Genomic DNA, 26,490 nt, shown 5'->3' on the forward strand with positions numbered 1-26,490 from the left:
ATCACCACGCAATCAGCAAAATAAGGCTCAGGCACACGCAAAGTGCAAATATCGACAGATCCATCAGCAGGGGATGCCAGATTTCACCCGAGTAAATCCAGTCGCGTAGCAGGCGATGCGCCAGCAGCCAGATAACAAATCCAAGCGCGAATGCTTTGAAAAGCGGAGGGAAATAGACAGATGCGCCGATCACCAGATCTTGTAGGGGCAATCCTGTTGCAGTGGGTATAAACGTCACAAGCAAGAATCCTTTGCGTTAAACAGCGTTGCTATAGGTTTAGTAAAAACCGAGGTACAGCACGTCTTTTCCGCATAATGTCTGAAAAAATGTCTACCTGTAAGCAAATTTAGCAATACATTTGTTTTGAGCATATAAATGCTGCACACTATTCTAAAATCAGTATAATATCTTAGCAAGCTAATTATAAGGAGATGAAATTGGAATCGCCACTAGGTTCTGATCTGGCACGGTTGGTGCGCATTTGGCGTGCTCTGATTGACCATCGCCTGAAACCTCTGGAGTTGACGCAGACACACTGGGTAACGCTGCATAATATTCACCAACTTCCGCCGGATCAGTCGCAAATACAGTTAGCCAAAGCGATTGGCATTGAACAACCGTCTCTGGTGCGTACGCTGGATCAGCTTGAAGACAAAGGGCTTATCTCACGACAAACCTGCGCCAGCGATCGTCGCGCCAAGCGAATTAAGCTGACGGAGAAGGCGGAACCGCTCATCACAGAGATGGAAGCCGTGATCAATAAAACGCGTGGAGAGATTCTGGAAGGGATTTCGCCGCAGGAACTTGAGCTGTTAATTAAGCTGATTGCGAAACTTGAGCACAATATTATTGAGTTGCAGTCTCAGAACTAAGAGCAGAAGAAAGGCGTGTGGCCAGAGGCTGACCACACGTCTGTTGGATTAGCGCGGAGAAACAGTAACCTGGCTGCCGTTGCTGGCCAGAACAACACGCTGACCTGCGGAGAAACGGGTATCGCCCTGTTTCTGTACCACCATGATGGTGTTGCCGTCATCCTTACGGATTTCCAGCTCCACACCCTGAGTTTTGTTCATCGCGCCCTGGACGCCTTGTCCCGCTACGCCACCTGCGACTGCGCCAGCGGCCGTCGCCAGTGAACGACCCGTCCCGCCACCGATGGTATTACCGAGGAAACCACCGAGCACTGCACCACCGATAGCGCCGATCACGTTGGAGTCATCACCGCCCTGGATTTGCACCGGACGAACGTTAACGACAGTGCCGTATGTGACATTCTGCACTTGTTTCGCCTCGGACGCGGTATAGACATCACCGGACAGGCTATCGTTATTCACACAACCCGCTAAAGATAAGCCCATCAGTGAAACGATCAGCACACGTTTAATCATCTATAAATCTCCTGTTCACCATGAAACGCCACAAAGCATCCCTCATGGTTAAATTATATGGCATATACGACCGTAAAGGCACATGTTCTGCTGGAACAATGTGAAAATCATAATCAGATTTGGGTTAACCAAGTATAAACGAATCATCCATGAGATTTATCAGAACAGAGTGTCAGCGTCTGCATCGAAGGGTAAAAATGCTTAATGAAGCATGGTATTAGCAGAAACTTTGTGGTTGAGTGGTAACGCTAAAATCATGCTTAACACGCTAAAAGGAAGATGTATGAAATCGGGCCGTTTTATCGGCGTTATGTCTGGAACCAGCCTTGATGGCGTCGATGTTGTGCTGGCGGCAATTGATGAAACGATGGTCGCACAGCAGGCGAGCCTGACCTGGCCCATCCCCGTTCATCTTAAACAAGCCATTCTGGATATTTGCCAGGGGCAACAACTCACGCTTTCCCAGTTTGGCCAGTTGGATACGCAGCTCGGGCAGCTTTTTGCCGACGCGGTGAACGCGCTACTGGCGCAGGAAAAACTGCGGCCGCGGGATATTGTCGCCATCGGCTGTCATGGTCAGACGGTCTGGCATGAACCTACCGGCGCTGCGCCGCATACCTTACAAATCGGTGATAACAACCAAATTGTCGCGCGAACCGGGATAACGGTTGTCGGTGATTTTCGTCGTCGCGATATTGCGCTGGGCGGGCAAGGCGCGCCGCTGGTTCCCGCGTTCCACCAGGCGTTGCTGGCGCACCCGACAGAGCGTCGGATGGTGCTGAACATTGGCGGTATCGCCAACCTGTCTTTGCTCATACCGGGTCAACCGGTAAGAGGGTACGATACCGGGCCAGGCAATATGCTCATGGATGCCTGGATCTGGCGGCAGTGCGCTAAGCCTTATGATAAAGACGCGCAATGGGCCAGTGAAGGGAAAGTGATAATTCCGCTGCTGCAAAATATGTTGAGCGATCCCTATTTTTCAGCGCCCGCGCCGAAAAGCACCGGGCGTGAGTATTTCAACTATGGCTGGATAGAACGCCACCTTTCGGCCTTTCCTGGCCTCGCTCCCCGCGATATTCAGGCAACGCTGGCTGAGCTGACCGCAGTGACAATTTCTGAACAGGTTCTGTTAAGCGGCGGCTGCGAGCGGCTGATGGTGTGCGGCGGCGGGAGTCGTAACCCTTTGCTGATGGCGCGTCTGGCCGGGTTGCTGCCGGGCACGGAAGTTACCAGCACGGATGAAGCCGGGATCAGTGGCGATGATATGGAAGCGCTGGCGTTTGCCTGGCTGGCGTGGCGCACGCTCGCCGGGTTGCCGGGGAACCTCCCTTCGGTGACGGGGGCCACAGAATCCAGCATTCTGGGGGCCATTTTCCCGGCGAACCCACGAACTCAGAGTTAACTGAATTTTTCCGGGCCTGTCTGCCGTTAAACTGAAAGGGTTAGGAAGGGCGTATTTGCCCTTCGGACCAGGAAAGTCTTCGGGATATGTCTATGAAAAAACTGCTCATTGTATGTCTGCCTGTGCTCCTGAGCGGTTGTAGCGTCTACAACCAATTGCTTGAGCGTATGCAAACGGACACGCTGGAATATCAGTGTGATGAAAAACCGCTTACCGTAAAAATGAACAATACCCGGCAAGAGGTGAATTTTGTTTACGACAATAAACTGCTGAACCTCAAACAGGGCATGTCTGCGTCGGGAGCACGTTACACGGACGGCATCTACGTCTTTTGGTCAAAAGGCGATGGCGCAACGGTCTATAAACGCGACAGAATTGTGCTGAATAACTGCCAGTTACAAAACCCGAAGCGTTGAGATTTTCACCTGGGCGGCGCACAATAGCGCCACCCACTGACAATCCGTAGCGAACACCATGTCTGATAACGACGAATTGCAGCAAATCGCGCATCTGCGCCGTGAATACACCAGGGGCGGCCTGCGTCGCAACGATCTTCCCGCTGAACCGTTAACCCTTTTCGAACGCTGGCTGGGTCAGGCATGTGATGCCAGACTGGCGGACCCGACCGCGATGGTGGTCGCCACCGTCGATGAAAACGGCCAGCCTTATCAACGCATTGTGCTGCTTAAACATTACGATGAAAAAGGGATGGTGTTTTACACCAACCTGGGCAGCCGTAAGGCGCATCACCTCGAAAATAATCCGCGCATCAGTTTGTTGTTCCCGTGGCATATGCTGGAACGGCAGGTGATGGTGACTGGCAAAGCGGAACGCCTTTCCACGCTTGAAGTGGTGAAATACTTCCACAGCCGCCCGCGCGACAGCCAGATTGGCGCCTGGGTGTCTAAACAATCCAGCCGAATCTCTGCGCGCGGCATTCTGGAAAGCAAGTTCCTTGAGCTGAAGCAGAAGTTCCAGCAAGGGGAAGTCCCGTTGCCCAGCTTCTGGGGCGGATTCCGCGTCAATATTGAACAGATGGAGTTCTGGCAGGGCGGCGAACACCGTTTACACGACCGCTTTTTATACCAGCGCGAAAACAACGCGTGGAAAATTGACCGGCTTGCTCCTTAAACCCCGAAATTTGTTGTGTTAAGCGCTAGCGCTGCGTGCGTCAGCGCTTTATTCTATATACCTTTCGCGTCTGGCGAAAAGTCGTGTACCGGCAAAGGTGCAGTCGTTTTATACATGGAGATTTTGATGGCAAGCAGTAACTTGATTAAACAATTGCAAGAGCGGGGGCTGGTGGCCCAGGTAACGGACGAGGAAGCGTTAGCAGAGCGACTGGCGCAAGGCCCGATCGCGCTCTATTGCGGCTTCGACCCTACCGCTGACAGCTTGCATTTGGGGCATCTTGTTCCATTGTTATGCCTGAAACGCTTCCAGCAGGCGGGTCACAAGCCTGTTGCACTGGTAGGCGGCGCGACCGGTCTGATTGGCGACCCGAGCTTTAAAGCCGCTGAGCGTAAACTGAACACCGAAGATACTGTGCAGGAGTGGGTGGATAAAATCCGCAAGCAGGTTGCACCGTTCCTCGATTTTGACTGTGGTGACAATTCCGCCATTGCCGCGAATAACTACGACTGGTTTGGCGGCATGAATGTGCTGACCTTCCTGCGCGACATCGGCAAACACTTCTCCGTCAATCAGATGATCAACAAAGAAGCGGTGAAGCAACGTCTGAACCGTGACGATCAGGGCATCTCCTTTACCGAGTTCTCCTATAACCTGTTGCAGGGTTATGACTTTGCCTGCCTGAATAAACTGCACGGCGTTACGCTGCAAATCGGCGGCTCTGACCAGTGGGGCAACATCACCTCCGGTATCGATCTGACCCGTCGTCTGCATCAGAACCAGGTGTTCGGCCTGACCGTACCGCTGATCACCAAAGCGGATGGCACCAAGTTCGGTAAAACCGAAGGCGGCGCGGTATGGCTGGATCCGAAAAAGACCAGTCCGTACAAGTTCTACCAGTTCTGGATCAACACCGCAGATGCTGACGTGTACCGTTTCCTGAAATTCTTCACCTTCATGGACATTGCCGAGATCAATGCGCTGGAAGAAGAAGATAAGAACAGCGGTAAAGCGCCGCGTGCCCAGTATGTGCTGGCAGAGCAGGTCACGCGCCTGGTGCATGGCGAAGAAGGTCTGGTTGCGGCGAAACGTATCACTGAAAGCCTGTTCAACGGTAATCTGAGCGATCTCAGCGAAGCCGATTTCGAACAACTGGCTCAGGATGGCGTGCCGATGATCGAGATGGAAAAAGGCGCCGATCTGATGCAGGCGCTGGTGGATTCCGAACTGCAACCGTCTCGTGGTCAGGCGCGTAAAACCATCGCCTCTAATGCGGTGACCATCAACGGTGAAAAACAGTCAGACCCGGAATATTTCTTCCAGGACAGCGACATTTTATTCGGGCGCTACACGCTGTTGCGCCGCGGTAAAAAGAATTACTGTCTGATTTGCTGGAAATAATAAAAAAGTCAGCAGGGGCGTGGGAAACCACGCCCCTTTATTATTTTAGGGTTATGGTAAACATGAAGAATATCCTCGCCATCCAGTCGCATGTTGTGTTCGGCCATGCGGGCAACAGTGCTGCTGAATTTCCGATGCGCCGTCTTGGCGCAAATGTCTGGCCGCTGAATACCGTTCAGTTTTCTAACCACACGCAGTATGGCAAGTGGGCAGGGTGTGTTATGCCGCCCGAACATTTGACTGAAATTGTTCAGGGTATTGCGGATATCGATAAACTTCAGACGTGCGATGCGGTTCTTAGCGGCTATCTGGGTTCCGCAGAGCAGGGTGAGCATATTCTGGGGATTGTCCGTAAAGTAAAAGCGGCGAATCCACAGGCGAAATATTTCTGCGATCCGGTCATGGGGCATCCTGAAAAAGGGTGCATCGTGGCGCCTGGCGTCGCTGAGTTCCACGTTCGCCATGCGCTCCCGGCCAGCGACATTATCGCGCCCAATCTGGTGGAGCTGGAAATTCTCTGTGAACATGCGGTCAATAATGTTAATGAAGCTGTACTGGCTGCCAGGAAACTGATCGCTGAAGGGCCGCAAGTCGTGCTGGTTAAACATCTCGCCCGGGCAGGATACAGCCCCGACCGCTTTGAGATGTTGCTGGTGACGGCGGATGAAGCCTGGCATATTAGCCGTCCGCTTGTTGATTTCGGGATGCGTCAGCCGGTGGGTGTCGGGGATGTGACCAGCGGTTTGTTGCTGGTAAAACTGTTGCAAGGCGCAACGTTGCAGCAAGCGCTTGAACACGTTACTGCGGCGGTATATGAAATTATGATCGCCACGAAAAATATGCAGGAATACGAGTTGCAGGTGGTGGCCGCGCAGGATCGCATTGCTAAACCTGAACACTATTTCAGCGCGACGCAGCTGTGAGTTTTACCGAAGCGCCCGGTGGCGCTAACGCTTACCGGGCCTACGGGTTGTTCTGTAGGCCGGATAAGGCGTAGCCGTCATCCGGCAAAGCGCCCGGAGGCGCTAACGCTTACCGGGTCTACGGGCTGTTTTACAGGCCGGATAAGGCGCAGCCGTCATCCGGCAAAGTGCCAGGTGGCGCTAACGCTAACCGGGCCTACGGGGTGTTCTGTAGGCCGGATAAGGCGTAGCTGCCATCCGGCGCAACAACCATTAGTTCAAACCTTCCGCCTTCAGCGCTGCCGCCACGCAGGGGCGTTCAGCGACCCGCGCCATATAAACGTCGATATGGCTTAATCCTTCCATATTCAGCTTCACCGCTTTCGCCCAGCGCAACACGGTAAAAAGGTAGGCATCTGCGATCGTGAAACGCTGGCCGCAAAGACACTGGCCTTCCAGGAGCGCGTCATTCACGTAGCGCAATTTTTTCTCCAGCTGTGCACGGACAATCGGTTTATATTCCTCTGGCGTATCCGGGCGGAAGAGTGGCGTAAAACCTTTGTGCAACTCCGTGGCAATATAGTTGAGCCATTCCAGCGTTTTGTAGCGGGAGATGGTGCCTGTCGGTGCCAACAGCTGACGATCGGGCACGCTATCTGCCAGATATTGCATAATCGCAACGCCTTCGGTCAGTAAGGTGCCATCGTCCAGCAGCAGAGCCGGAACCTGTCCTTTTGGGTTTACCGCGAAATAATCATCGCCGTTTTCCAGACGCTTTTTCGCCAGATCAACGCCATCCAGCGTGAAATCAATACCGCTTTCCCGCAGGGTGATGTGAGAAGCAAGAGAACAGGCGCCCGGTTTGTAGAACAGTTTCATCGGTAACTCCTTTTTGCTGAGGTTTAACGTATGGTAGTGCGGCATCAGGCAAAAAAAAAGCCGCTAACGCACGTTAGCGGCCTGAATATCAGTTTCCCTGAAAATTACGCGGTAGCGGTTTTGGCGGCCTTCGCGTTTTCTTCATCATCCTGAGTCATACGATTCAGTTTCGGCGCGGTGATAAGCATCAGCGCGGCGATAACCGCAGTGGCGACACCGATTTGCAGGAATACGCGACCGTAAACTTCCAGAGACATCAGCGGGTCAGTAACGTTTTCCGGCACCGCCATCATGCCAGCCACGTAGCCACCAATCAGGTTGGCGCCCGCCGTAGTCAGGAACCAGCTACCCATGATGAAGCCCATCAGACGCTGCGGAACCAGCTGGGCAACCATTGCCAGACCCAGACCGGAGATCATCAGTTCACCGATACTTTGCAGACCGTAGCTGAGGATGAGCCAGTTAACAGACACAATACCTGCATCTGTAGCGAATTTCGCGCCCAGCGGCAGAACGAGGAACGCGCCAGAGCACAGAACCATACCGATAGCGAATTTAGTCGGCATCGGCAGCGTATCACCCATCTTGTTATAGATGGCCGCCAGAATCGGGCTACCAATGATGATCCAGAACGGGTTCAGCGCCTGATACTGCTCCGGTTCAACCGCGATACCGAGAATTGTGTGTTCAACGTTACGGATTGCGAAGAAGTTCAGTGACGTCGGCATCTGGCTGTACAGCACAAAGAAGATAATCGCTTCCAGCATCAGGATGAATGCGACGATCATTTTACGACGTGCCGCGCCCTGCATCGCGAACGCTTCTTTACCAAAGATAATCACGATACCCAGAGCGATCACGCCCAGAACCATACGTGCAATGCCCTGGTTGTGCAGCAGCCAGGTCGCGATAGCGATCAGCACGATAACGCCTGCGATAGTCGCCAGCAATTTACCGAAATGTACCGCTTCGAAGTCTGGTTTTGAGCCGTAATCTTTAACCCAACTGCGGCAGAACAGGAAGTTAACCACCGTGATGAGCATACCGACGAAGCTCAGGGCAAACGCCACGCTCCAGCCGAATTTTGCGGCAAGCCACGGCGTCGCCAGCATAGAGAAGAAGGAACCGATGTTGATGGACATGTAGTACATGGTGAATGCACCGTCCAGACGCGGGTCATCTTTGGCATAGCAGGTCGACAGCAGAGAAGACGGGTTCGCTTTGAACAGACCGTTACCTACGGCGATGGTCGCCATCCCCATATAGACGATTGCAACATCATGACCGGACCAGGCGACCAGGCCATAACCAATCGCCAGTACGATAGCACCCAGCAGAATGACGCGTTTGGTGCCCAGAACTTTATCCCCTAACCAGCCGCCAATGGCGACCAGACCATACACCAGGGCGCTAAAGGAAGAGAAAAGGGTGATGGAATCCGCTTCTGACATACCCAGTTGTTTAACCAGGTAGACGGCCATAATTCCTTGCAGGCCGTAATAACCAAAACGCTCCCATAACTCAATAGAGAAAATGAGATAGAACGATTTCGGTTGTTTGAAAGCGTTCAAACTGACGCTTTCAGTTGGTTTATTGTTTGCAGTAGACACTTTTACCTCTTTTTTTACATCCCATATTAACGGGGGTGTTCTGGCGCGTGATGAGTCAAGTTCATCCGTCCGATTGTTATAGTGGGAGGGGAAACGGCAAGTAATGTTCACTATCTTTCCCTTCCATACAAGGGGTTTGTAATACTCTGTTACATATATCTTGCATGGTGGAATCATCGGGACTGAGAAATGTTATGTAGCGTTAAATTTCTTCATTTGTAAAATGGCAGTTTTTTACACTACAGGGAGGGGCGAAAAAGCGGATGGTGGCGATATGTTCTGCTATTTGAGGTTTAAAGTAGTGATATAGGCCATTATCTGAAAAATAGCCAGTGTAATGTTTTGTATTGAAAAGGCATCATCAGGTCATCTGGTTGTAATTTTAACCGTATTTGATAAAAAATTTTACACGAAGTTATCAACGTGATCTGGATCACGTATAGATAGAAATTTCAGTTTCTAAAAAAACGATTAACCTGGTGAAGTGTTAAATCAAAAGAACATTGCATTAAGAAAGTGAAGCGGGACGGTATCATAGTCGGGTAAACAGGTGAGCCGAAGTGGATAACAAATTGTTATGCGTCGGGGCGTACGGCGTCGCCCCTGGCGCATCAGATATCGACTTTCTCTTTGTATTCGCAAAGATCTTCAATAATGCAGGAGCCGCAGCGTGGTTTACGGGCAATGCAGGTGTAGCGGCCATGCAGAATTAACCAGTGGTGGCAATCGACTTTAAATTCCGCTGGAACGACCTTGAGCAGTTTTTCTTCCACCTGCTCGACGTTTTTACCGGGGGCGAACTGTGTCCGGTTACAGACGCGGAAAATATGCGTATCGACGGCGATAGTTGGCCAGCCAAATGCGGTATTGAGCACCACGTTGGCTGTTTTACGCCCGACGCCGGGCAGCGCTTCCAGAGCCGCCCGATCCTCTGGAACCTCGCCATTGTGCAGTTCAAGCAACATCCGGCAGGTCTTAATCACATTCTCCGCTTTGCTGTTGAACAGACCGATAGTCTTGATATACGACTTTACGCCCTCGACGCCAAGCTCCAGCATAGCCGCCGGGGTATTGGCGACGGGATAAAGTTTTGCGGTCGCTTTATTCACGCTGACGTCCGTGGCCTGTGCTGACAGCAATACGGCGATGAGTAACTCAAACGGCGAGGTGAAATTTAACTCCGTTGTGGGGTGCGGATTGTTGTCACGCAGGCGCGTTAATATTTCCAGTCGTTTTGTTTTGTTCATTACACATTCCCTGTTTCACCTGACGGAAGCTCAGCGGCAACGGCTTCGGCGCGGCGTTTTTTCATTTTCTCGTCAATAAGGTACTTCACGGCCAGCATCAGCCCCAGGCCAATAAAAGCGCCGGGCGGCAGCATCGCCAGCAGGAAAGGCGAGTCGGTATGAAAAATCTCCACGCGCAGCACTTTCGCCCAGTCGCCCAGCAGACCGTCAGCGCCATCAAACAACGTGCCATTGCCGATGATTTCACGCATGGAGCCGAGGACAAACATGGCGCCGGTCGCCCCCATGCCAATGGAAAAACCGTCCAGCGCGGACAGCGCCGGGCCTTTTTTCGCGGCAAAAGCCTCTGCGCGCCCCACAACGATGCAGTTGGTCACAATCAGCGGAATGAAGATCCCCAGCGACTGATACAAACCGAAGGCATAAGCGTTGATCAGCATCTGTACTGCACTGACCACGGACGCGATGATCATTACGTAGATTGGGATGCGGATTTCCGCTGGCGTCCAGCGGCGCAGGGCGGAAATTGTCAGGTTGGTCAGCGTCAACACCAGCGTGGTGGCGAGGCCGAGGCCTAATGCGTTCGTGGCGGTGGAGGTCACTGCCAGTAGCGGGCACATACCAAGCAGCTGTACAAGCGCTGAGTTGTTTTTCCACAAGCCCTGAACGATAACGTCTTTAATTTCGCTCATGGTTTATTCTCCACAGGCGGTAAGTTGAGGAAGTTGCGCCGGTAAGGTCTGCGCGTACAGGCCCGCACGTTTCACCGCGTTGACCACTGCCCGAGGGGTAATGGTTGCGCCGGTAAACTGGTCAAAATCACCGCCGTCTTTTTTCACGGCCCAGTGAGCATCGTTCTCAGCGCCGATCGTCTTCCCGCTGAAGTGGGTGATCCAGTCGGATAAGCGCAGCTCAATTTTATCGCCCAGGCCAGGCGTTTCATGATGTTCTGTCACGCGTGTACCCAGCACTGTGCCGCTGAAATCAGCGCCAACCAGAAGCTGTATGGCGCCAGAATAGCCGTCCGGCGCCGTGGCTTCAAGAATGGCGGCGACGGGCTTATCGTCCTGACGGGCGATATAGATGCGGTGCGCACCTTTGCCCAGCGCCGGAGCATTCACCAGAAAGCAGCTGTCCTGCAAGGTATTATTGTAGCGATCGGCAGGCAGAACCTGATCAAATAACGCTTTTTGCTGGAGAACTGCCTGCTCGGCAATCGTCGATTTAGTGACCAGGTTAATGGCCGCCGTCAGTCCCGTCGAGCCTGCGGCAAACAGCGCCAGCGTGATACCGTGTTTACGAATCGTTTTCAGCATGGGGTGTCCTTAGCGATGCCCGTAGACGCGAGGTCGGGTGTAGTAATCAATCAAAGGCACCGTGATATTCGCCAACAGTACAGCGAACGCCACACCGTCCGGGTATCCCCCGAAACTGCGAATCAACCACACTAACAAACCCGCCAGCGCGCCAAAAATCAGACGACCACGATTGGTTGTCGAGGCGGTGACGGGATCGGTCAGAATAAAGAACGCGCCCAGCATTGTCGCGCCAGAGAGCAGATGCAACTGCGGAGACGCCAGTGAATCCCCGGCGAATGCCCATCCCAGAGTGGAGCAGACAGCCAGCGTCACTAAAAAGCTGACCGGAATGTGCCAGCGGATCGCTTTTTGCCAGAGCAGCCACACGCCGCCAATGAGCCAGGCGATGTTTACCCACTGCCAGCCCGCACCGGCCAGCATGCCGCTGTAGATGGGGTACTGCATAATCTGTTCAACAGCGTGCCCGGCATGTAACGAAGTTTTGAACGTATCGAGCGGCGTAGCCTGGCTGATGCCGTCAATGCCCATGCGTAACGTATTCATGTCGCCGCCGCTGGCGGTGTGTCCGGTGAAGATGACCTGCAACGCATCCAGAAGGCCTGGCGCCGTTGCGGCGATGTCATGCGGCGGGAGCCAGCTTGTCATCTGTACCGGGAATGAAATCAACAGAACGACATAACCAATCATCGCTGGGTTGAATGGGTTTTGCCCCAGACCGCCGTAAAGCTGCTTGGCGATAATGACGGCAAATACGGTGCCCAATACCACCATCCACCACGGAGCGAGAGGCGGTATGCTCACAGCGAGCAGCAAACCGGTCAGCAATGCTGAATTGTCTTTTAAGATAGCGGCGATTGGCTGTTTACGCAGTTGAAGCACGGCGGCTTCTGCGGCCAGCGCGCTGACTGCGGCCAGTATAATCTGGAACAATGTGCCCCAACCGAAAAACCATAGCTGAGTGGCAATCCCCGGCAGCGCGGCGATTAACACCAGCATCATGATACGCGATGTCTGGCGCTGGTTATGGGTATAAGGCGAGCTTGCGATTCTGAATACCATTTATTCCTCGTTAACAACCTGCTGCTGTGCTGCTTTTTTTGCCTGAACGCGGGCGATCGCCGCTGCGACGGCGGCTTTGCGCGGGTCTACCGGTTCAGCAGGTTCCGCAGCGGCCTGCTGTTCCTGCTTGCGCGCTTTGGCGCGGGCAATTGCCGTTTCGACGGCAGCTTTGCGCGGATCGACCGGTTCGGTGGGTTCCGCTGCGGTCTGCTGTTCCTGCTTACGCGCTTTGGCGCGGGCGATTGCCGCTTCGACGGCGGCTTTACGCGGGTCGACCGGTTCGGTAGGTTCCGCAGCGGCCTGCTGTTCCTGCTTGCGCGCTTTGGCGCGGGCGATTGCTGCTTCGACAGCGGCTTTGCGCGGGTCGACCGGCTCGGCGGGTTCCGCAGCGGCCGGTATGTTCTCCGCCTGTCTGGCGCGCGCCTGCGCTTTACGCGCTTCACGGGCAGCAATAACCGCGCTGTTATCCGGCTTCTCTCCCGCGTTGATGACAACAGGCTGAGTCGCCTGTGCCTGTTTCTCTTTTACGCGCGCCAGCGCGGCGGCGATGGCATCCTGATCTTTTGCCGCAGGTTGTGCGGCCGCATTTTTATGGCGCTCAAGGCGTGCGGCTTTCTCACGCTCCAGTCGCGCCTGTCTGGCCTCAAAACGCGCTTTCGCTTCAGCCGCGCGTTTTTCTTCTTGCGCGATCGCGTAAATCTCCGCTTTTTCCTGACGGAAATACTGCACAAGCGGAATACTGCTGGGGCATACCCAGGCGCAAGCACCGCACTCAATGCAGTCGGCAATGTTATGCGCGGTGGCTTTATCGTGCTGTTGGCCTTTGCTGAACCAGTACAACTGCTGGGGCAACAAATCGGCGGGACAGGCATCAGCACAGGCGCTACAGCGGATACAACCTTGCTCTTCCGGCGTTTCGCCCATTTCCGTGGCGGAAGGCGCGAGAAGGCAGTTAGTGATCTTCACTACGGGAACATCAAGCCAGGGCAGGGTAAAGCCCATCAGCGGGCCTCCCATAATCACCATTTGATCGGCTGAAGAACAGAAGCCTGCATCATTAAGCAGGTGGCTGACAGGCGTCCCCAGCCTGGCCCAGACGTTACCGGGACGGCTGACGGACTCTCCGGTCAAGGTCACAACGCGCTCGGTGATCGGTTCCCCGTCAATCACTGCGCGTTTGACGGCATAAGCCGTACCAACGTTTTGCATCAGCACGCCGATATCAGAAGAGCGGCCGCCGTGCGGAACCTGTTTCCCGGTCAGGATCTGGGTAAGTTGTTTTGCGCCGCCGGAAGGGTATTTCGTTGGGATAACGCGTAACGCGATATCATGCGCATCGGCCAGAACGGCACGCAGCATTGAAATGGCCTGCGGCTTGTTATCTTCGATACCTATCAGGACCTCACGTGGTTGCAGAATATGGGCAAGGATACGGATGCCTTCCACCACCTGCGCGGCGCAATCCTGCATTAAGCGGTCATCAGCGGTGATATAGGGTTCACACTCCGCCGCGTTGATGATCAGCGTTTCAATCTTATCGCCGCCGCCCTGTAATTTGACGCCGGTCGGGAACCCCGCGCCGCCGAGCCCGGCAACGCCGAACTGGTGAATCCGGGTAATTAGCTCTTCGCGGCTGCGGCGCTGATAATCCGCCCAGCCGTCGCGTTCGATCCAGCGATCTTCGCCATCGGCATCAATCATCACGCTAAGCTCAGCCAGGGCTGACGGGTGCGCGGTAGAGTGGGGCGCAATCGCGATAACTTTCCCGGACGTCGGCGCATGGACGGGCAGCATGCGGCCGCGACCTCGGGTCAGCGGCTGGCCTCGCAGGACGCGATCGCCCACGTTAACGCACAGCTCGCCCTCAGCGCCAATATGCTGCTTAAGAGGAATGATAAAGCGCGGCGCCAGTGGAACCTGTCGCAGAGGCGTACCGTTTGACTGGGTTTTCATTTCCGGCGGATGAATGCCGCCATCGAAATCCCAGATTTTATCTTTTCTGAATGCAGAGAATAACTTAAGCATGTTGTTCCACGGGAATGATACGAACGGGGATGGTGTTCAAATCCCACTTCCAACTGTCAGGTGTTTCCGCTACCGGGCGTAATTCAATGCATTGCGTCGGGCACGGGTCAACGCACAGGTTACAGCCGGTGCAGAGATCGCTCATGACCGTATGCATCGCGCGCGTGGCGCCCACAATGGCATCCACCGGGCATGCCTGAATACATTTAGTGCAGCCGATGCAATTGTTTTCATCGATGACCGCCAGCATACGCACTGGCGCAACTTCTTGTTCATCACCATCGATAGGTTGCGGATCGACGTTCAGTAACGTTGCGATTTTCAACATTACCGCTTCGCCGCCCGGCGCACAGCGGTTAATTTTTTCACCCTGACTACCGATGGCTTCAGCATAAGGGCGGCAGCCAGGATAGCCGCACTGCCCACACTGGCTCTGCGGTAAAATTTCGTCGATTTTTTCGACAACGGGATCGTCTTCCACGGCAAACCGGCGGGAGGCGTACCCCAGGATGGCGCCGAATGCCAGGCCCAGCAGGCTCACAGCGACTACGGCAATCCAGATAGCATTCATTACAACTTCACCAAACCACTAAAGCCCATAAAGGCCAGGGACATTAAACCTGCGGTAATCAGCGCAATCGCGTTACCGCGAAAAGGGGCAGGAACGTCTGCCACGGCGAGGCGCTCGCGAATCGCCGCGAACAGCACCATCACCAGAGAGAAGCCGACGGCGGCGGAAAAACCGTACAACGCCGACTGCAAAAAATTATGACCGAGGTTAATGTTCAACAGCGCCACGCCGAGCACCGCGCAGTTGGTGGTGATGAGCGGCAGGAAGATCCCCAGCAGGCGGTACAATGCCGGACTGGTTTTACGCACCACCATCTCAGTAAATTGCACTACCACCGCGATGACCAGAATAAACGCCAGCGTCCGCAGGTAGATGAGATCGAGCGGAATCAAAATCCAGGTGTCAATCAGCCAGGCGCAGATAGACGCCAGCGTCATCACAAACGTGGTGGCGAGCCCCATACCCATTGCGGTTTCCAGCTTTTTGGAAACCCCCATAAACGGGCAGAGACCCAGAAACTTGACCAGTACAAAGTTATTGACCAGTACAGTTCCGACAAAGAGCAGCAGGTAATCAGTCATTTTTCGGCCTGAAATAAAAAAGCCGCCTATTATCTGTCAATCTACAGCAGGCGACAACAGGTTAACTGTAAGGGTATTACGGGTTCACAAACGTTGCTTTAACGCGCGCCGAGCGTTTGAAATAGGGTACGATCAGCGCGGCCGCCAGTAACGGGAACAACAGCTGGCGAACCGCAAACGCGTCTGAGACTGGCGAAAAGGCAAAGGCTTTAATTGCCAGCAAGACCGACACCAGCAGCCAGATAATATAATGTTTAGGCACGCAGTGGCGGCGCTTGAAGAAGGCGATGGTCAACCATAAGGTGTAATACCACATTGCGATGGCGGTAATAAACGAAACGCCCCATAACAACAGGTTGCCGGTACTTTGCTCACTGAGCATATGGAATGTCTGCGGCGTAGCCAGCGCAGTAGCATAGAGCAATAACGCGAGCGAGGCGCTCAGCAACGCGACTAACAGCCAGGCCAGTGGGCCAAGCAACCAGCCCCCGATGCGTTGTGCCGGTGTTGTGGTCATATCTTCTCCAGATTTGCCAGCGCGAACAGGCAGACTATTTCATTTTGGGGCCAGTATTATAAAGCTTTTAACGCCGATCGCTACTTTCTTTATTGTACGTAATGCCAGACTGATTTTGGCACCTGACCGACATCATACAGACGACCGCCCGAGACCAGTTCCGCGCGACGATGATCTGCGGCGCGATACATATTGATGATCTCCCGATCGTCAGAGAGGGTGTAGTTAAGGTGATCAAACAGTTTTTCCAGGCTCTCAAGCGAACTGATTTTGCGGAATTTTAATAAATAATCCTGAACTGTCATAAATAGCGATCCATATTAAACAAATAACACCAACGGAGTAGTGAATATAAAAATAAACAAAACGACACCGAAAAGAATAATCGGCGCGCAAGGGTAAATAAGCGTATTCTTACGTGTCATGAATCAGGTGAGCAGAGCACCTGCCGGAAGGGTAACGCGCTTCATGACAACTGGCAATAAGCGTGCGGCCAGCAGACGGCATATTTCGCTTTTTTTGCCGCTTTTCATCTTTTCCTGATTTTTCTGGCTGTAAACCGAAACCATTTCTGACGATATGCGGCTATGCCGCAACTGGCCAGAACACGCTTATTTTTTCTGAACGGAGGCCGTCGGTTCAGGGGGCTGGTAATTATCGATATGGCTGGCGACGCCTAAGAGGATCACTGAGACAACGAGAACAATCCAACCGGTTAATTCAATAAGGCGATTCATTACTGACGACATTTTTTTGCTTTGATTTATCCATAAACACAGGATGCAAATGTTACTCATCAATAAATAAGACGGCAAGGGTGTCGGGAACGATTTCAGCGACTTTTTCGCCGCAGGAGAGCCCGAAGTCACTGATGTTTGACTTAAGTTAAGCAACAACCTTTATAACCTGGCGGTTATTAAACTATTGTGAGTGGTTAAGGGATAGTGTGAAATGACCCCGTTCTGACATGAGAGGCAAAGACATGAGTGACAACATCCGGGTAGGGCTAATTGGTTATGGTTATGCCAGCAAGACTTTCCATGCGCCCTTAATCGTGGGGACGCCGGGTCTGGAACTGGCGGCGGTTTCCAGTAGTGATGAAACAAAAGTGAAGGCGGACTGGCCTTCTGTGGCGGTTGTCTCAGAGCCTAAGCATCTTTTTAACGATCCGAATATCGACCTTATCGTCATTCCTACGCCCAACGACACCCATTTTCCGCTGGCGAAAGCCGCGCTTGAAGCGGGAAAACATGTGGTTGTGGATAAACCCTTTACCGTGACACTGTCACAAGCCCGTGAACTCGACGCCCTGGCGCGCAGCCTGGGGCGCGTGCTTTCTGTGTTCCATAACCGCCGTTGGGACAGTGATTTCCTGACGCTGAAAGGATTGCTGGCCGATGGCGTTCTGGGGGAAGTGGCTTACTTTGAATCCCATTTCGACCGTTTCCGCCCGCAGGTACGCGATCGCTGGCGCGAACAGGGCGGCCCTGGCAGCGGTATCTGGTACGATCTGGCGCCGCATCTGCTGGATCAGGCGATCAATCTGTTCGGTTTGCCGGTCAGCATGACGGTGGATCTGGCGCAGCTTCGTCCTGGCGCGCAGTCGACGGATTATTTCCACGCGATATTATCCTACCCGCAGCGTCGGGTGATTCTGCACGGTACGATGCTGGCGGCGGCAGAATCAGCACGTTATATCGTGCATGGCTCACGCGGTAGTTACGTGAAATATGGCCTCGATCCACAAGAGGAGCGGCTGAAAAACGGTGAGCGACTGCCGCAGGAAGACTGGGGTTACGACATGCGTGACGGCGTGTTGACGCGCGTGGAAGGCGAAGACCGTGTGGAAGAGACCTGGCTGACGGTGCCGGGTAATTATCCGGCTTATTATGCGGGCATCCGTGACGCGTTGAATGGCAATGGTGAAAACCCGGTTCCGGCGAGCCAGGCGATCCAGATTATGGAGTTGATTGAGCTGGGGATTGAATCAGCGAAGCATCGCTCTACGCTGTGCCTCGCGTGATGACGGTGTACTCTTCTGGCGCCGGGTGTTGCCGGATGGCGGCGTAAACGCCTTATCCGGCCTACGGTTGTGTCGTTACAGGACTGATAAGCGCAGCGCCATCAGGCGTAGGTGCTGCCGGATGACGGCGTAAACGTCTTATCCGGCCTACGGTTGTGCAGTTGTAGGCCTGATAAGCGCAGCGCCATCAGGCGTAGGTGCTGCCGGATGACGGCGTAAACGTCTTATCCGGCCTACGGTTGTGCAGTTGTAGGCCTGATAAGCGCAGCGCCATCAGGCGTAGGTGCTGCCGGATGACGGCGTAAACGCCTTATCCGGCCTACGGTTGTGTCGTTACAGGACTGATAAGCGCAGCGCCATCAGGCGTTGCGTGCTTAAACCGCAGCGACTTTCTCACGCAATGTGCGTTTTTCCGCTTCGCTTAAAAACGCCATTTCCAGACCATTGATCTGCGCCTGACGAATCTGCTCGCGGGTTAATCCTGCCGCCGGCGCCGCTACCGTGTATTCGTGAATAATATCCACACCCTGTACCGCGGGATCATCCGTATTCAAACTTGCCTGCACGCCATGCTCAAGGAACGTTTTCAGCGGATGTGCAGCCAGCGAGGCAACGGTGCTGGTCTGGATATTAGACGTCAGACAGGATTCGATACCGATTCGCTGTTCGACCAGAAAATCCATCAGCGCGCGATCTTCCACGGCCTTCACGCCATGACCGATACGCTCGGCGCCCAGTTCGCGAATGGCCTGCCAGATGCTCTCCGGTCCCGCCGCCTCGCCAGCATGTACGGTAATATGCCAGCCCGCATCACGCGCGCGGTTAAAGTGAGAGAGAAACAGACTGCCCGGGAAGCCAAGTTCATCGCCCGCTAAGTCAAGCGCAGTAATGTGATCGCGGTGCGCCAGCAGCGCTTCCAGTTCCTGCTGACAGGCAGCCTCGCCGAAAGTACGGCTCATGATGCCGATCAGACGAGCTTCAACGCCAAAAGTCTGGCACCCTTCACGTACGCCAGCGATGACCGCTTCGACCACACCTGCCACAGGCAACTGGTGCGTCATCGCCATATAACCCGGAGAAAAACGCAGTTCGACATAATGCAGGCCGTTGCGGGCGGCATCTTCAATATTTTCAAAGGCCACGCGACGACAGGCATCCAGCGACGCCAGAACTTTAACGCCCCAGTCGAGCTTTGCCAGAAAACTGACCAGGTCAGGCTCCGTTAAGGTGATCTGCACATGCGGAATGAGCGCGTCAAGCGTTTGTGCCGGAAGGGCTAAATTGAACTGGCGGCCAAGATCAAGAATAGTTTGGGCTCGAATGTTGCCATCAAGGTGGCGATGAACGTCAGTTAACGGAAGGGAAGTATCAATCATGGTCGCACTCTTTTTTAATATAAAAGTGCTCGCCATTATAAAAATAAAACGGGCGTAAAATCTATGTTGCGCAATAAATAATTTTATTGCGCAATCATTGTCAGCGTATAGCGTGGATCGCGTTGATCAGCCCGTTAACGCCTTTTTCGAGTTTCGAACGTGGACAACCGGCATTTAGACGAAGAAACCCGCGACCTTCTTCGCCATAAGTATACCCAGGCATGATGGCCACTTTCTGCTGATGAATCAGCGCATCCTGTAAGGCGTGGTCGTCAATATTTAGCGCTCGCAGATCAATCCAGGCCAGATAGGTCGATTGCGGAACCTGCCAGTTTAGCGTCGGGAACGCGGTGTTTAACGCATGCGCGATATAATTCAGGTTATCAGCAAGATACTCGCGCAGGGCATCCAGCCACGGCGCGCCCTGTTGATAAGCGGCAATGTGCGCGCTAAGCGCCAGAACGGCGGGCGACGACAGCCCGTCACGCCCCTTCAATACGCTGAGGTAACGATTGCGGCTTTCCTCATCGCCGATGAGCCCGTAGGCGCCGGTCAGCGCCGGAATGTTGAAGCTTTTTGACCCGGAGGTCAGCAGCGCCCAACGACCACGCGCCACATTGCTCCAGGGGATATGCGGCTGCGCGCCCCATACCATATCCATGTGGATTTCATCGGAAATGACCCGCACGCCGTGACGATGGCATAGCTCAGCCATCGTTTCCAGTTCATCGCGCGTCCATACCTTTCCGGTAGGGTTCTGCGGGCTGCACAGCAGGAGAATTTTACTCTCTGGCCGGGCGAGCACCGCTTCCAGCGCGGCCATATCGCAGTGCCAGCCGTCCGCGTTTTTCTGTAGCGTAACCGCCATAACGGTACGCTGGTTGCCTTCGATGGCGTTATAGAACGCATCGTAAGCGGGGGTGTGAATCACCACCCCTTCACCGACGGATGACCACTGGCGGATCAGCTCCGACACCATGTAGATCACGGAGGGGCCGTACACGATCGACTGCGGGTCGACCGTGGTGTGGTGACGGGTTGCGAACCAGTGGGCGATCGCCCCTAAAAACTCATCGTTTTTCCAGCGGCTGTAACCCAGCACGCCGTGCGCCAGACGTTGGTTGATGGCCTCCAGGATGCACGGCGCGGTAGCGAAATCCATATCCGAGATCGTAAACGGAAGCAGGTCAGGGGCGCCAAAGCGATCGGCGACATAATCCCACTGCGTGCACCACGTACCGTGACGATCCACCACCTTTGAAAAATCGAACATATCGTTGTCCTTATGCCTCAACCGTGTTCATCAGACCTGCCATTTCATCCTTAACGGACTGTACCTGAGGGCCAATAACCACCTGTAAGTTATGTTGATTCAGCTGTACTACGCCGATAGCGCGATTGTCCTTCAGCGCCTGTACATTCACAAGCGACATATCCTTCACTGACAGGCGCAGACGGGTAATGCAGTTATCCAGGCTGACGATATTTTCACTGCCGCCAAGCGCGGCCAGAATCGCCGGGACGTTATAGCCTGATTTCCCTGGCGTGCCCGCCATGACTTTTTCAATATTGCTGGCGATTTCGGTATCGCGGCCCGGCGTTTTCAGATTAAAGCGCGTAATAGCGAAACGGAAGATGACGTAGTACACCGCGAACCAGACGGCGGCGACCACCGGAACCAGATACCACTTGGTCGACAGACCGTGCAGGACCCCGAATACCACAAAGTCGATGATGTTGCCGTCGGTGTTGCCGATGGTGACGCCGAGGATCGCCATGATGGTGAATCCCAGACCTGTCAGCAGGGCGTGAATCACATACAGCACAGGCGCGACGAACAGGAACAGGAATTCCAGCGGCTCTGTGGTACCGCCAACGACACAGGCGATAAGACCAGAAATCAGCAGGCCCTTAATTTTGTGACGGTTTTCAGGACGCGCACAGTGGTACATCGCCAACGCAGCGCCCGGCAAGCCGCCGAGGAAGGCAGGCATTTTCCCCTGAGACAGGAAGCGGGTCGCACTTTCAGAGAAGCCGTGCGTTGTCGGGCAGCTCAGCTGCGCCTGGAAAATGGTCAACGCGCCGCTCACGCTATGGCCGCAGACTTCCTGCGTACCGCCCGCTTCGGTAAAGCGAATCAACGCGACCAGAATGTGGTGCAGGCCGAACGGCAGCAGCAGGCGCTCACCCGTACCAAAGATCATCGGACCGAAATCACCCGCGCTATTGATAATGTGGCCCAGACCGCTGATGCCCATTGCAAAAACAGGCCATACCAGCGGAATGACCAGCCCGACCAGTCCCATCACCACGGAAGAGACGATCGGCACGAAACGCGTACCGCCAAAGAAAGCCAGCGCATCGGGCAGACGAATATTGTGGAAACGCTCATGCAGCATCCAGACAACGATACCGGCGATCACCGCCCCCAGAATCCCCGTGTCGATAGACTGAATCCCGAGGATATTCTGTACGTTATTGGCTTTCAGAATGGCGGCGTCAGTCGTCGGCAGAATGCCTTTCGCCGTTAACCAGAAGTTCACGGCAAGGTTCATTACGGCGTAACCGACGAAACCGGCAAACGCGGCGACACCTTTGTTTTCACGCGCCAGACCGAGCGGAATCGCGATACAAAACATCACCGGGAGGAAGCTAAAAGCGAACGAGCCGACTTTACTCATCCAGGTAAAGATGGCCTGTAGCACCGGGTTGCCCAGCGCCGGGAGCAGGGTGACGACATCGTGGCTGCTTAACGAGCTGCCGATCCCCAGCATGATCCCGCAGAAAGAGAGCAGCGCCACGGGCAGCATAAACGTTTTACCCAACTGCTGGAAAAATTCCCATAATGTTATTTTTGGTGTTGTCTTCGTCGTCATCTAACGACTCCTCGTGAAAAAGAAGGCTGTGGTCAATTATTTGAGCGAGAAGATAAAACGTTTTACCTAATTTTAGTGCGGCGCAAATCACATTATCGAACGATAATAAAGCGTATAAATATAAGTGATTGATAAAACGTTTTATCTGTCACGTTATCAGGGAGCTTTCTTTTTTCATGGCTATAGCCAAAAAAACCACCATTCATGATGTCGCGTTGGCGGCTGGCGTTTCCGTCAGTACCGTCTCATTAGTGCTCAGTGGCAAAGGGCGGATTTCGTCAGCCACCGGCGAGCGGGTTAACGCGGCGATTGAACAGCTGGGCTTTGTGCGTAACCGCCAGGCATCGGCGCTTCGCGGTGGGCAAAGCGGCGTCATTGGGCTGATTGTGCGCGATCTGTCTGCGCCTTTTTATGCGGAACTCACGGCCGGGTTGACAGAGGCGCTGGAAGCGCAGGGGCGCATGGTCTTTTTGTTGCACGGCGGTCAGGATGGCGAACAGCTGAGTCAGCGCTTCGCTATGCTCCTTAATCAGGGTGTGGATGGCGTGGTGATCGCCGGAGCGGCGGGTAGCAGCGATGCGCTCCGGGAACGGGCAGAAGAAAAAGGGATTCCGGTGGTGTTTGCCTCGCGCGCCAGTTATCTGGAAGAGGTGGATACTGTCCGGCCGGATAACATGCAGGCGGCGCAGCTACTGACGGAACATCTGATTCGCCTTGGGCATCAGCGGATCGCGTGGCTGGGAGGGCAAAGCTCCTCATTAACGCGCGCGGAGCGCGTCGGCGGCTATTGCGCGACGCTGCTGAAGTTTGGGTTGCCTTTTCACAGCGACTGGGTGCTGGAGTGCGCATCCAGCCAGAAGCAGGCCGCCGAAGCCATTACCGCATTACTGCGGCATAACCCGACCATCAGCGCAGTGGTGTGCTACAACGAAACCATTGCAATGGGGGCATGGTTTGGCCTGATGAAAGCGGGGCGGCAGAGTGGTGAAATTGGCGTTGATCGCTATTTTGAACAACAGATCTCGCTGGCGGCGTTTGCTGATGTGGCGGAAAACGCGCTGGACGATCTGCCGATTATCTGGGCCAGTACGCCAGCTCGCGAAATTGGCTATACCCTTGCGGAGCGCATCCTGCAACGGATTGGTCATGAAGAGAGCCATTCGCGCAGCCAGACCATTTCCGCTCGTCTGGTGACGCAAAAATAGCGTGGCGGGACAGGTGTTTGAATGGCGGCCCGACGGGAAAATCCCGCCGGGCGCGGGACGTACAGAAAACTTACTGCTGAGGAATCGCCGGAGCGTCCGGCACGGAGAGCGCAGGCATACCAAACATGCCGACAAACTCTTCCAGCGTCATTTTTTGCCCGTTGAGCGTTACCTGACCATTGGCATACTGTAGGTTGGTGGCGATGGTATTATCCTGCAACGTGGTGATGCGGAACATTTGCCCCATCGCGGCTAACCCTTTGACTTGTTGATTCGCCAGCTTATCGGCATCTTCCTGCTGATAACCTTCCAGTCTGGCGACCTGAGTCATAAACTCAACGGCCATATCCATCGGGATCGTCAGCTTCGCGTCAAGAGATTTAACGGAACGATCCACTTCCTGAGTCAGCGTTTGCGGTTCTTCAGTGGTCGCGGCCGGATCTTTCAGGAACAAGGAGAGGTTCAGCGCGGTCTCGCCTTTAGCGTTTTTCCAGCTTAACGGCGCGACGGTAATCACCGGTTCGCCTTTCATCAGCAGCGGCAGGGCGCCAAAGAACGCTTCGGTCACTTTCTCCTGATAAAGTTCAGGATTTTGCACCACCTCGGGTTGCGTCATCAGCGCCTGAGTCTGAGCGTTATACTGGCGGCTAAACTGGTGCCAGGCTTCACCATCGATCTGTCCCACTTTCAGCGTCAGCTTGCCGCTACCCAGATCCTGATTCTGCACTTTAAGGCTGTTCAGCGAGTAATCCAGCTGGCTATTGATGGTTTTGCCGTCGTTGACGAGATCGGACTTACCGTCGATCACCATGCCTTCCAGCACGGCCATCTCTTTACCTTCTACCGATACCGTCATTTTTTCCAGCGACAGCGTCTGGTTGCCAATACGCTCGCCGAAGCTGGCCAGGGTGCTGGAACCGTCGGTTTTCAGATTATTAAAAGTAATCTGGACTTTCTGGTTATATTCGTTGACGGCATCCACCAGGCCGCTTTGCGCTTCGCCTGACAGTGAAACAACATTGCCGTCTTTATCGGCATTCAGCTGAAATTCCCCGCCGCTAAAGGCGACTTTTTCACCGTTATTTTCATAATTCAACGGCTTGAGCGAGATATCTGAGCGGGTATCGCCGCCATAACCAATCCGGGAATTAATCTCGACCGGCGTCTCGCCCTTTGCGATATCAAACAACGGTCTGGTGACGTCGTTGTTGACCAGGGTCGTCTTCACCGAGGCCATCGCAGGGATAAGGTTAAACGATTTCAACTGTGTGAACGGGAAAGGGCCATGATCCACCGCTTCGTTCAGTACGACGCTTTGTCCTGGTTTCAGCCAGGGGTTTTCCTTGCCTTCGACAGGCTTCGCCACCAGCTGTAACTGGCTGCTGAAAATGCCGCGCTGGTAGTTTTGATAGCTCAGCTCAATGGCGGCTTCAGGCGCCGTGCGTTTAAGCTGCTCATTTGCCTGATTCACCATCTGTGCGAGATGCGTTTCCAGTTTTTTCCCGGTGTACCAGGCCCCGCCTGTCCAGACTACGCCCAGGGCGACGATCACACCTGTAGCTACCAGCGATTTTTTCATATCGATTATCCATAAAAATGAAACCAGGCGGATTAAACCGCCTGGAGAAGTTGTGAGCCTTTAACTAGCTTAGCAAGAGTTATTAAAAAATTCAGTATGTTGCTACAGCTTGTTGTAAACCCTGGCCAAACGGCCCACGCCGCTGGCGTTGACCGGAGACTCATCAGCGCCGATAAACGCGGATTCGCCGGGTTTCAACACCAGACGCTGCTCGCCCTTGCTCAGCACCGCTTCTCCTTCCACGCAGAACAGAATGGCGGCGCTCTGCTGGCTGATAGCCGTTTCCTGAGCGGAGAGGTCATGCAGCGAAAACGCGAAATCTTCCACCGGAATCGGGAAGTCCAGTTCCGCACCGTGTTTTACCGGCGTTGTCAGCAGCTGATCCGCTGGTTTGGCAACGAATTTGACGTTTGCGACCAGTTCAGGAATGTCGATATATTTCGGCGTCAGCCCGGCGCGCAGGACGTTATCGGAGTTCGCCATCACTTCCAGCGCCACACCCTGCAAATAGGCATGAGGCGTTTCGGCAAACAGGAACATGGCTTCGCCAGGGTTCAGCTTGACCACGTTCAGCAGCAGTGGAGAGAAGAGGCCGCTGTCATCCGGGTAAAATTCGGATATGACGCGGATCGTCTGCCACGGTTCACCCTGTTGGCTGTTCAGCGCCGCTTTCAGTACCGCCAGCGCGCGGGATTTTTCATCGCCCTGCATATTGAGCAGGCTGGCGAACAGCTGGCTCAGGCGTTCGGCATTCGGTTCTTGCAGGAAGTGGGCAATGGCGGTATGCGCGCCGGAAACAGGTTGCAGCAGGGAAACAATCTCAGAGAACTCGCGGAATGCGTTCATCGCCAGGAACGGCGTCAGGGCAAAGACCAGTTCAGGCTTGTGGTTCGGATCTTTATAGTTACGCTCGGCGGCATCCATCGGAATACCGGCCGCATTCTCTTTCGCGAAACCCATTTCTGAGTTGTGTTTATTCGGATGAACCTGGATGGAAAGCGGCTGCGCGGCACACAGCACTTTAAACAGGAAGGGCAGCTCGCCAAAACGTTTTGCGACAGACTCACCCAGCAGTGTGGCTTTATCGTGCTCAATCACGTCGCGTAACGAGACGGCTTTCCCGTCAGCGCCTTCAATTCGGGAGCTGCTCTTGGGATGGGCGCCCATCCAGAGCTCTGCCATTGGCTGCTGAGACGGATTCGCAATGCCGTAGAGTTCCGTTAACGCAGTTTTACTACCCCATGCATAGTTTTGCACTGAGTTGATGAGTTTTTGCATTATCAAGCCCTGTTTCAATATGGAAATTAATTCGCGTATTAAACCAAGAAACCCGCGGGAAGTAACCTCTGCGCGCAAAAAGTCGTACTTGTCTCAGTTTTTGTTAAAAAATTGTGT

General features: G+C 54.1%; 27 protein-coding genes. 8 read left to right on the forward strand and 19 right to left on the reverse strand.

The window, feature by feature from the left end; all coding sequences use genetic code 11:
* Position 1 precedes the first annotated feature (1 nt).
* The gene (locus tag OGX75_RS10805; protein ID WP_012132527.1) at positions 2–238 is read right to left on the reverse strand and encodes a DUF1656 domain-containing protein; all 237 of its coding nucleotides are present in this window, start codon (positions 236–238) and stop codon (positions 2–4) included.
* Between the two features lie 194 nt (positions 239–432).
* Between OGX75_RS10805 and slyA the strand changes: the two genes are divergently transcribed.
* Positions 433–873: a transcriptional regulator SlyA gene (slyA, locus tag OGX75_RS10810; protein WP_012132526.1), complete on the forward strand. Its 441-nt coding sequence runs from the start codon at positions 433–435 to the stop codon at positions 871–873.
* Between the two features lie 48 nt (positions 874–921).
* Here slyA and slyB read toward each other — a convergent pair whose 3' ends face one another.
* Positions 922–1,389, reverse strand: a complete 468-nt coding sequence (slyB, locus tag OGX75_RS10815; protein WP_012132525.1) for an outer membrane lipoprotein SlyB — start codon at positions 1,387–1,389, stop codon at positions 922–924.
* 283 nt (positions 1,390–1,672) lie between these two features.
* Here slyB and anmK point away from each other — a divergent pair, with 283 nt between their 5' ends.
* From anmK to pdxY, 5 genes are all read left to right on the forward strand, one after another.
* Positions 1,673–2,794, forward strand: a complete 1,122-nt coding sequence (gene anmK / locus OGX75_RS10820; RefSeq protein WP_058669075.1) for an anhydro-N-acetylmuramic acid kinase — start codon at positions 1,673–1,675, stop codon at positions 2,792–2,794.
* Positions 2,795–2,880: 86 nt separating this feature from the next.
* Entirely contained in the window at positions 2,881–3,210 is a 330-nt protein-coding gene (gene mliC / locus OGX75_RS10825; protein WP_012132523.1) for a C-type lysozyme inhibitor, read from the forward strand.
* Positions 3,211–3,268: 58 nt separating this feature from the next.
* On the forward strand, positions 3,269–3,925 hold the full coding sequence (pdxH, locus tag OGX75_RS10830; protein ID WP_012132522.1) for a pyridoxamine 5'-phosphate oxidase: 657 nt from the start codon (positions 3,269–3,271) through the stop codon (positions 3,923–3,925).
* A gap of 126 nt (positions 3,926–4,051) precedes the next feature.
* Positions 4,052–5,326 carry a tyrosine--tRNA ligase gene (gene tyrS, locus OGX75_RS10835; RefSeq protein WP_024130365.1) on the forward strand — a complete coding sequence of 425 codons (1,275 nt, stop codon included), beginning with the start codon at positions 4,052–4,054 and terminating at the stop codon, positions 5,324–5,326.
* A 62-nt stretch (positions 5,327–5,388) separates the two neighbouring features.
* Positions 5,389–6,249, forward strand: coding sequence for a pyridoxal kinase PdxY (gene pdxY, locus OGX75_RS10840; protein ID WP_286451575.1), 861 nt, complete (start codon positions 5,389–5,391; stop codon positions 6,247–6,249).
* 252 nt (positions 6,250–6,501) lie between these two features.
* On the opposite strand, the gene gstA is transcribed toward pdxY, so the two are convergent.
* From gstA to blr, 12 genes are all read right to left on the reverse strand, one after another.
* On the reverse strand, positions 6,502–7,107 hold the full coding sequence (gene gstA, locus OGX75_RS10845) for a glutathione transferase GstA (protein WP_219935592.1): 606 nt from the start codon (positions 7,105–7,107) through the stop codon (positions 6,502–6,504).
* A 104-nt stretch (positions 7,108–7,211) separates the two neighbouring features.
* Positions 7,212–8,717, reverse strand: a complete 1,506-nt coding sequence (gene dtpA, locus OGX75_RS10850; protein WP_047457245.1) for a dipeptide/tripeptide permease DtpA — start codon at positions 8,715–8,717, stop codon at positions 7,212–7,214.
* A 611-nt stretch (positions 8,718–9,328) separates the two neighbouring features.
* Entirely contained in the window at positions 9,329–9,964 is a 636-nt protein-coding gene (nth, locus tag OGX75_RS10855; protein WP_049008478.1) for an endonuclease III, read from the reverse strand.
* The gene (locus OGX75_RS10860; RefSeq protein ID WP_012132516.1) at positions 9,964–10,656 is read right to left on the reverse strand and encodes an electron transport complex subunit E; all 693 of its coding nucleotides are present in this window, start codon (positions 10,654–10,656) and stop codon (positions 9,964–9,966) included. The genes nth and OGX75_RS10860 overlap by 1 nt, the downstream gene beginning before the upstream one ends.
* Positions 10,657–10,659: 3 nt before the next feature.
* Positions 10,660–11,280: an electron transport complex subunit RsxG gene (gene rsxG, locus OGX75_RS10865; RefSeq protein ID WP_047457242.1), complete on the reverse strand. Its 621-nt coding sequence runs from the start codon at positions 11,278–11,280 to the stop codon at positions 10,660–10,662.
* Positions 11,281–11,289: 9 nt separating this feature from the next.
* Positions 11,290–12,342, reverse strand: a complete 1,053-nt coding sequence (rsxD, locus tag OGX75_RS10870; RefSeq protein WP_012132514.1) for an electron transport complex subunit RsxD — start codon at positions 12,340–12,342, stop codon at positions 11,290–11,292.
* Positions 12,343–14,367, reverse strand: coding sequence for an electron transport complex subunit RsxC (rsxC, locus tag OGX75_RS10875; RefSeq protein ID WP_286451574.1), 2,025 nt, complete (start codon positions 14,365–14,367; stop codon positions 12,343–12,345).
* On the reverse strand, positions 14,360–14,938 hold the full coding sequence (gene rsxB / locus OGX75_RS10880; RefSeq protein ID WP_012132512.1) for an electron transport complex subunit RsxB: 579 nt from the start codon (positions 14,936–14,938) through the stop codon (positions 14,360–14,362). Before rsxB ends, rsxC begins: the two co-directional genes overlap by 8 nt.
* Positions 14,938–15,519, reverse strand: a complete 582-nt coding sequence (gene rsxA / locus OGX75_RS10885) for an electron transport complex subunit RsxA (RefSeq protein ID WP_005121199.1) — start codon at positions 15,517–15,519, stop codon at positions 14,938–14,940. Before rsxA ends, rsxB begins: the two co-directional genes overlap by 1 nt.
* Positions 15,520–15,595: 76 nt before the next feature.
* Positions 15,596–16,036, reverse strand: coding sequence for a DUF2569 domain-containing protein (locus OGX75_RS10890; RefSeq protein ID WP_012132511.1), 441 nt, complete (start codon positions 16,034–16,036; stop codon positions 15,596–15,598).
* A gap of 89 nt (positions 16,037–16,125) precedes the next feature.
* A complete protein-coding gene (ydgT, locus tag OGX75_RS10895; protein ID WP_024130361.1) occupies positions 16,126–16,341 on the reverse strand; it encodes a transcription modulator YdgT in 216 nt (71 codons plus the stop codon).
* A 306-nt stretch (positions 16,342–16,647) separates the two neighbouring features.
* Positions 16,648–16,773: a division septum protein Blr gene (gene blr, locus OGX75_RS10900; protein ID WP_048902389.1), complete on the reverse strand. Its 126-nt coding sequence runs from the start codon at positions 16,771–16,773 to the stop codon at positions 16,648–16,650.
* Between the two features lie 245 nt (positions 16,774–17,018).
* Between blr and OGX75_RS10905 the strand changes: the two genes are divergently transcribed.
* Complete coding sequence (locus tag OGX75_RS10905; protein WP_024130359.1) at positions 17,019–18,059, forward strand: oxidoreductase; 1,041 nt, start codon at positions 17,019–17,021, stop codon at positions 18,057–18,059.
* A gap of 374 nt (positions 18,060–18,433) precedes the next feature.
* On the opposite strand, the gene add is transcribed toward OGX75_RS10905, so the two are convergent.
* The 3 genes from add to malX all read right to left on the reverse strand — a co-directional run bounded on the left by add (position 18,434) and on the right by malX (position 22,311).
* Positions 18,434–19,435: an adenosine deaminase gene (gene add / locus OGX75_RS10910; RefSeq protein ID WP_275166268.1), complete on the reverse strand. Its 1,002-nt coding sequence runs from the start codon at positions 19,433–19,435 to the stop codon at positions 18,434–18,436.
* Between the two features lie 100 nt (positions 19,436–19,535).
* Positions 19,536–20,708 (reverse strand): MalY/PatB family protein, encoded by a 1,173-nt coding sequence (locus OGX75_RS10915; protein WP_112002416.1) that lies wholly within the window; start codon positions 20,706–20,708, stop codon positions 19,536–19,538.
* Positions 20,709–20,718: 10 nt separating this feature from the next.
* Positions 20,719–22,311, reverse strand: coding sequence for a maltose/glucose-specific PTS transporter subunit IIBC (gene malX / locus OGX75_RS10920; protein WP_112002417.1), 1,593 nt, complete (start codon positions 22,309–22,311; stop codon positions 20,719–20,721).
* 176 nt (positions 22,312–22,487) lie between these two features.
* On the opposite strand from malX, the gene OGX75_RS10925 reads away from it, so the two are divergent.
* Positions 22,488–23,516 (forward strand): Mal regulon transcriptional regulator MalI, encoded by a 1,029-nt coding sequence (locus tag OGX75_RS10925; protein WP_112002418.1) that lies wholly within the window; start codon positions 22,488–22,490, stop codon positions 23,514–23,516.
* Positions 23,517–23,586: 70 nt separating this feature from the next.
* Here OGX75_RS10925 and OGX75_RS10930 read toward each other — a convergent pair whose 3' ends face one another.
* Together OGX75_RS10930 and manA are read right to left on the reverse strand one after the other, a co-directional pair.
* Positions 23,587–25,095, reverse strand: coding sequence for a YdgA family protein (locus OGX75_RS10930; RefSeq protein WP_112002419.1), 1,509 nt, complete (start codon positions 25,093–25,095; stop codon positions 23,587–23,589).
* A 102-nt stretch (positions 25,096–25,197) separates the two neighbouring features.
* A complete protein-coding gene (gene manA / locus OGX75_RS10935; RefSeq protein ID WP_049011602.1) occupies positions 25,198–26,373 on the reverse strand; it encodes a mannose-6-phosphate isomerase in 1,176 nt (391 codons plus the stop codon).
* Positions 26,374–26,490: the final 117 nt, after the last annotated feature.

The sequence above is a fragment of the Citrobacter sp. CK199 genome (assembly GCF_030333285.1).
GTDB lineage: Bacteria > Pseudomonadota > Gammaproteobacteria > Enterobacterales > Enterobacteriaceae > Citrobacter_B > Citrobacter_B koseri.

Bases quoted from the DNA above. Each gene is read 5' to 3' on its own strand.
- slyA (WP_012132526.1), top strand. From the start codon at position 433: ATGAAATTGGAATCGCCACTAGGTTCTGATCTGGCACGGTTGGTGCGC.
- slyB (WP_012132525.1), bottom strand. From the start codon at position 1,389: ATGATTAAACGTGTGCTGATCGTTTCACTGATGGGCTTATCTTTAGCG.
- anmK (WP_058669075.1), top strand. From the start codon at position 1,673: ATGAAATCGGGCCGTTTTATCGGCGTTATGTCTGGAACCAGCCTTGAT.
- mliC (WP_012132523.1), top strand. From the start codon at position 2,881: ATGTCTATGAAAAAACTGCTCATTGTATGTCTGCCTGTGCTCCTGAGC.
- pdxH (WP_012132522.1), top strand. From the start codon at position 3,269: ATGTCTGATAACGACGAATTGCAGCAAATCGCGCATCTGCGCCGTGAA.
- tyrS (WP_024130365.1), top strand. From the start codon at position 4,052: ATGGCAAGCAGTAACTTGATTAAACAATTGCAAGAGCGGGGGCTGGTG.
- pdxY (WP_286451575.1), top strand. From the start codon at position 5,389: ATGAAGAATATCCTCGCCATCCAGTCGCATGTTGTGTTCGGCCATGCG.
- gstA (WP_219935592.1), bottom strand. From the start codon at position 7,107: ATGAAACTGTTCTACAAACCGGGCGCCTGTTCTCTTGCTTCTCACATC.
- nth (WP_049008478.1), bottom strand. From the start codon at position 9,964: ATGAACAAAACAAAACGACTGGAAATATTAACGCGCCTGCGTGACAAC.
- OGX75_RS10860 (WP_012132516.1), bottom strand. From the start codon at position 10,656: ATGAGCGAAATTAAAGACGTTATCGTTCAGGGCTTGTGGAAAAACAAC.
- rsxG (WP_047457242.1), bottom strand. From the start codon at position 11,280: ATGCTGAAAACGATTCGTAAACACGGTATCACGCTGGCGCTGTTTGCC.
- rsxD (WP_012132514.1), bottom strand. From the start codon at position 12,342: ATGGTATTCAGAATCGCAAGCTCGCCTTATACCCATAACCAGCGCCAG.
- rsxC (WP_286451574.1), bottom strand. From the start codon at position 14,367: ATGCTTAAGTTATTCTCTGCATTCAGAAAAGATAAAATCTGGGATTTC.
- rsxB (WP_012132512.1), bottom strand. From the start codon at position 14,938: ATGAATGCTATCTGGATTGCCGTAGTCGCTGTGAGCCTGCTGGGCCTG.
- rsxA (WP_005121199.1), bottom strand. From the start codon at position 15,519: ATGACTGATTACCTGCTGCTCTTTGTCGGAACTGTACTGGTCAATAAC.
- OGX75_RS10890 (WP_012132511.1), bottom strand. From the start codon at position 16,036: ATGACCACAACACCGGCACAACGCATCGGGGGCTGGTTGCTTGGCCCA.
- ydgT (WP_024130361.1), bottom strand. From the start codon at position 16,341: ATGACAGTTCAGGATTATTTATTAAAATTCCGCAAAATCAGTTCGCTT.
- blr (WP_048902389.1), bottom strand. From the start codon at position 16,773: ATGAATCGCCTTATTGAATTAACCGGTTGGATTGTTCTCGTTGTCTCA.
- OGX75_RS10905 (WP_024130359.1), top strand. From the start codon at position 17,019: ATGAGTGACAACATCCGGGTAGGGCTAATTGGTTATGGTTATGCCAGC.
- add (WP_275166268.1), bottom strand. From the start codon at position 19,435: ATGATTGATACTTCCCTTCCGTTAACTGACGTTCATCGCCACCTTGAT.
- OGX75_RS10915 (WP_112002416.1), bottom strand. From the start codon at position 20,708: ATGTTCGATTTTTCAAAGGTGGTGGATCGTCACGGTACGTGGTGCACG.
- malX (WP_112002417.1), bottom strand. From the start codon at position 22,311: ATGACGACGAAGACAACACCAAAAATAACATTATGGGAATTTTTCCAG.
- OGX75_RS10925 (WP_112002418.1), top strand. From the start codon at position 22,488: ATGGCTATAGCCAAAAAAACCACCATTCATGATGTCGCGTTGGCGGCT.
- OGX75_RS10930 (WP_112002419.1), bottom strand. From the start codon at position 25,095: ATGAAAAAATCGCTGGTAGCTACAGGTGTGATCGTCGCCCTGGGCGTA.
- manA (WP_049011602.1), bottom strand. From the start codon at position 26,373: ATGCAAAAACTCATCAACTCAGTGCAAAACTATGCATGGGGTAGTAAA.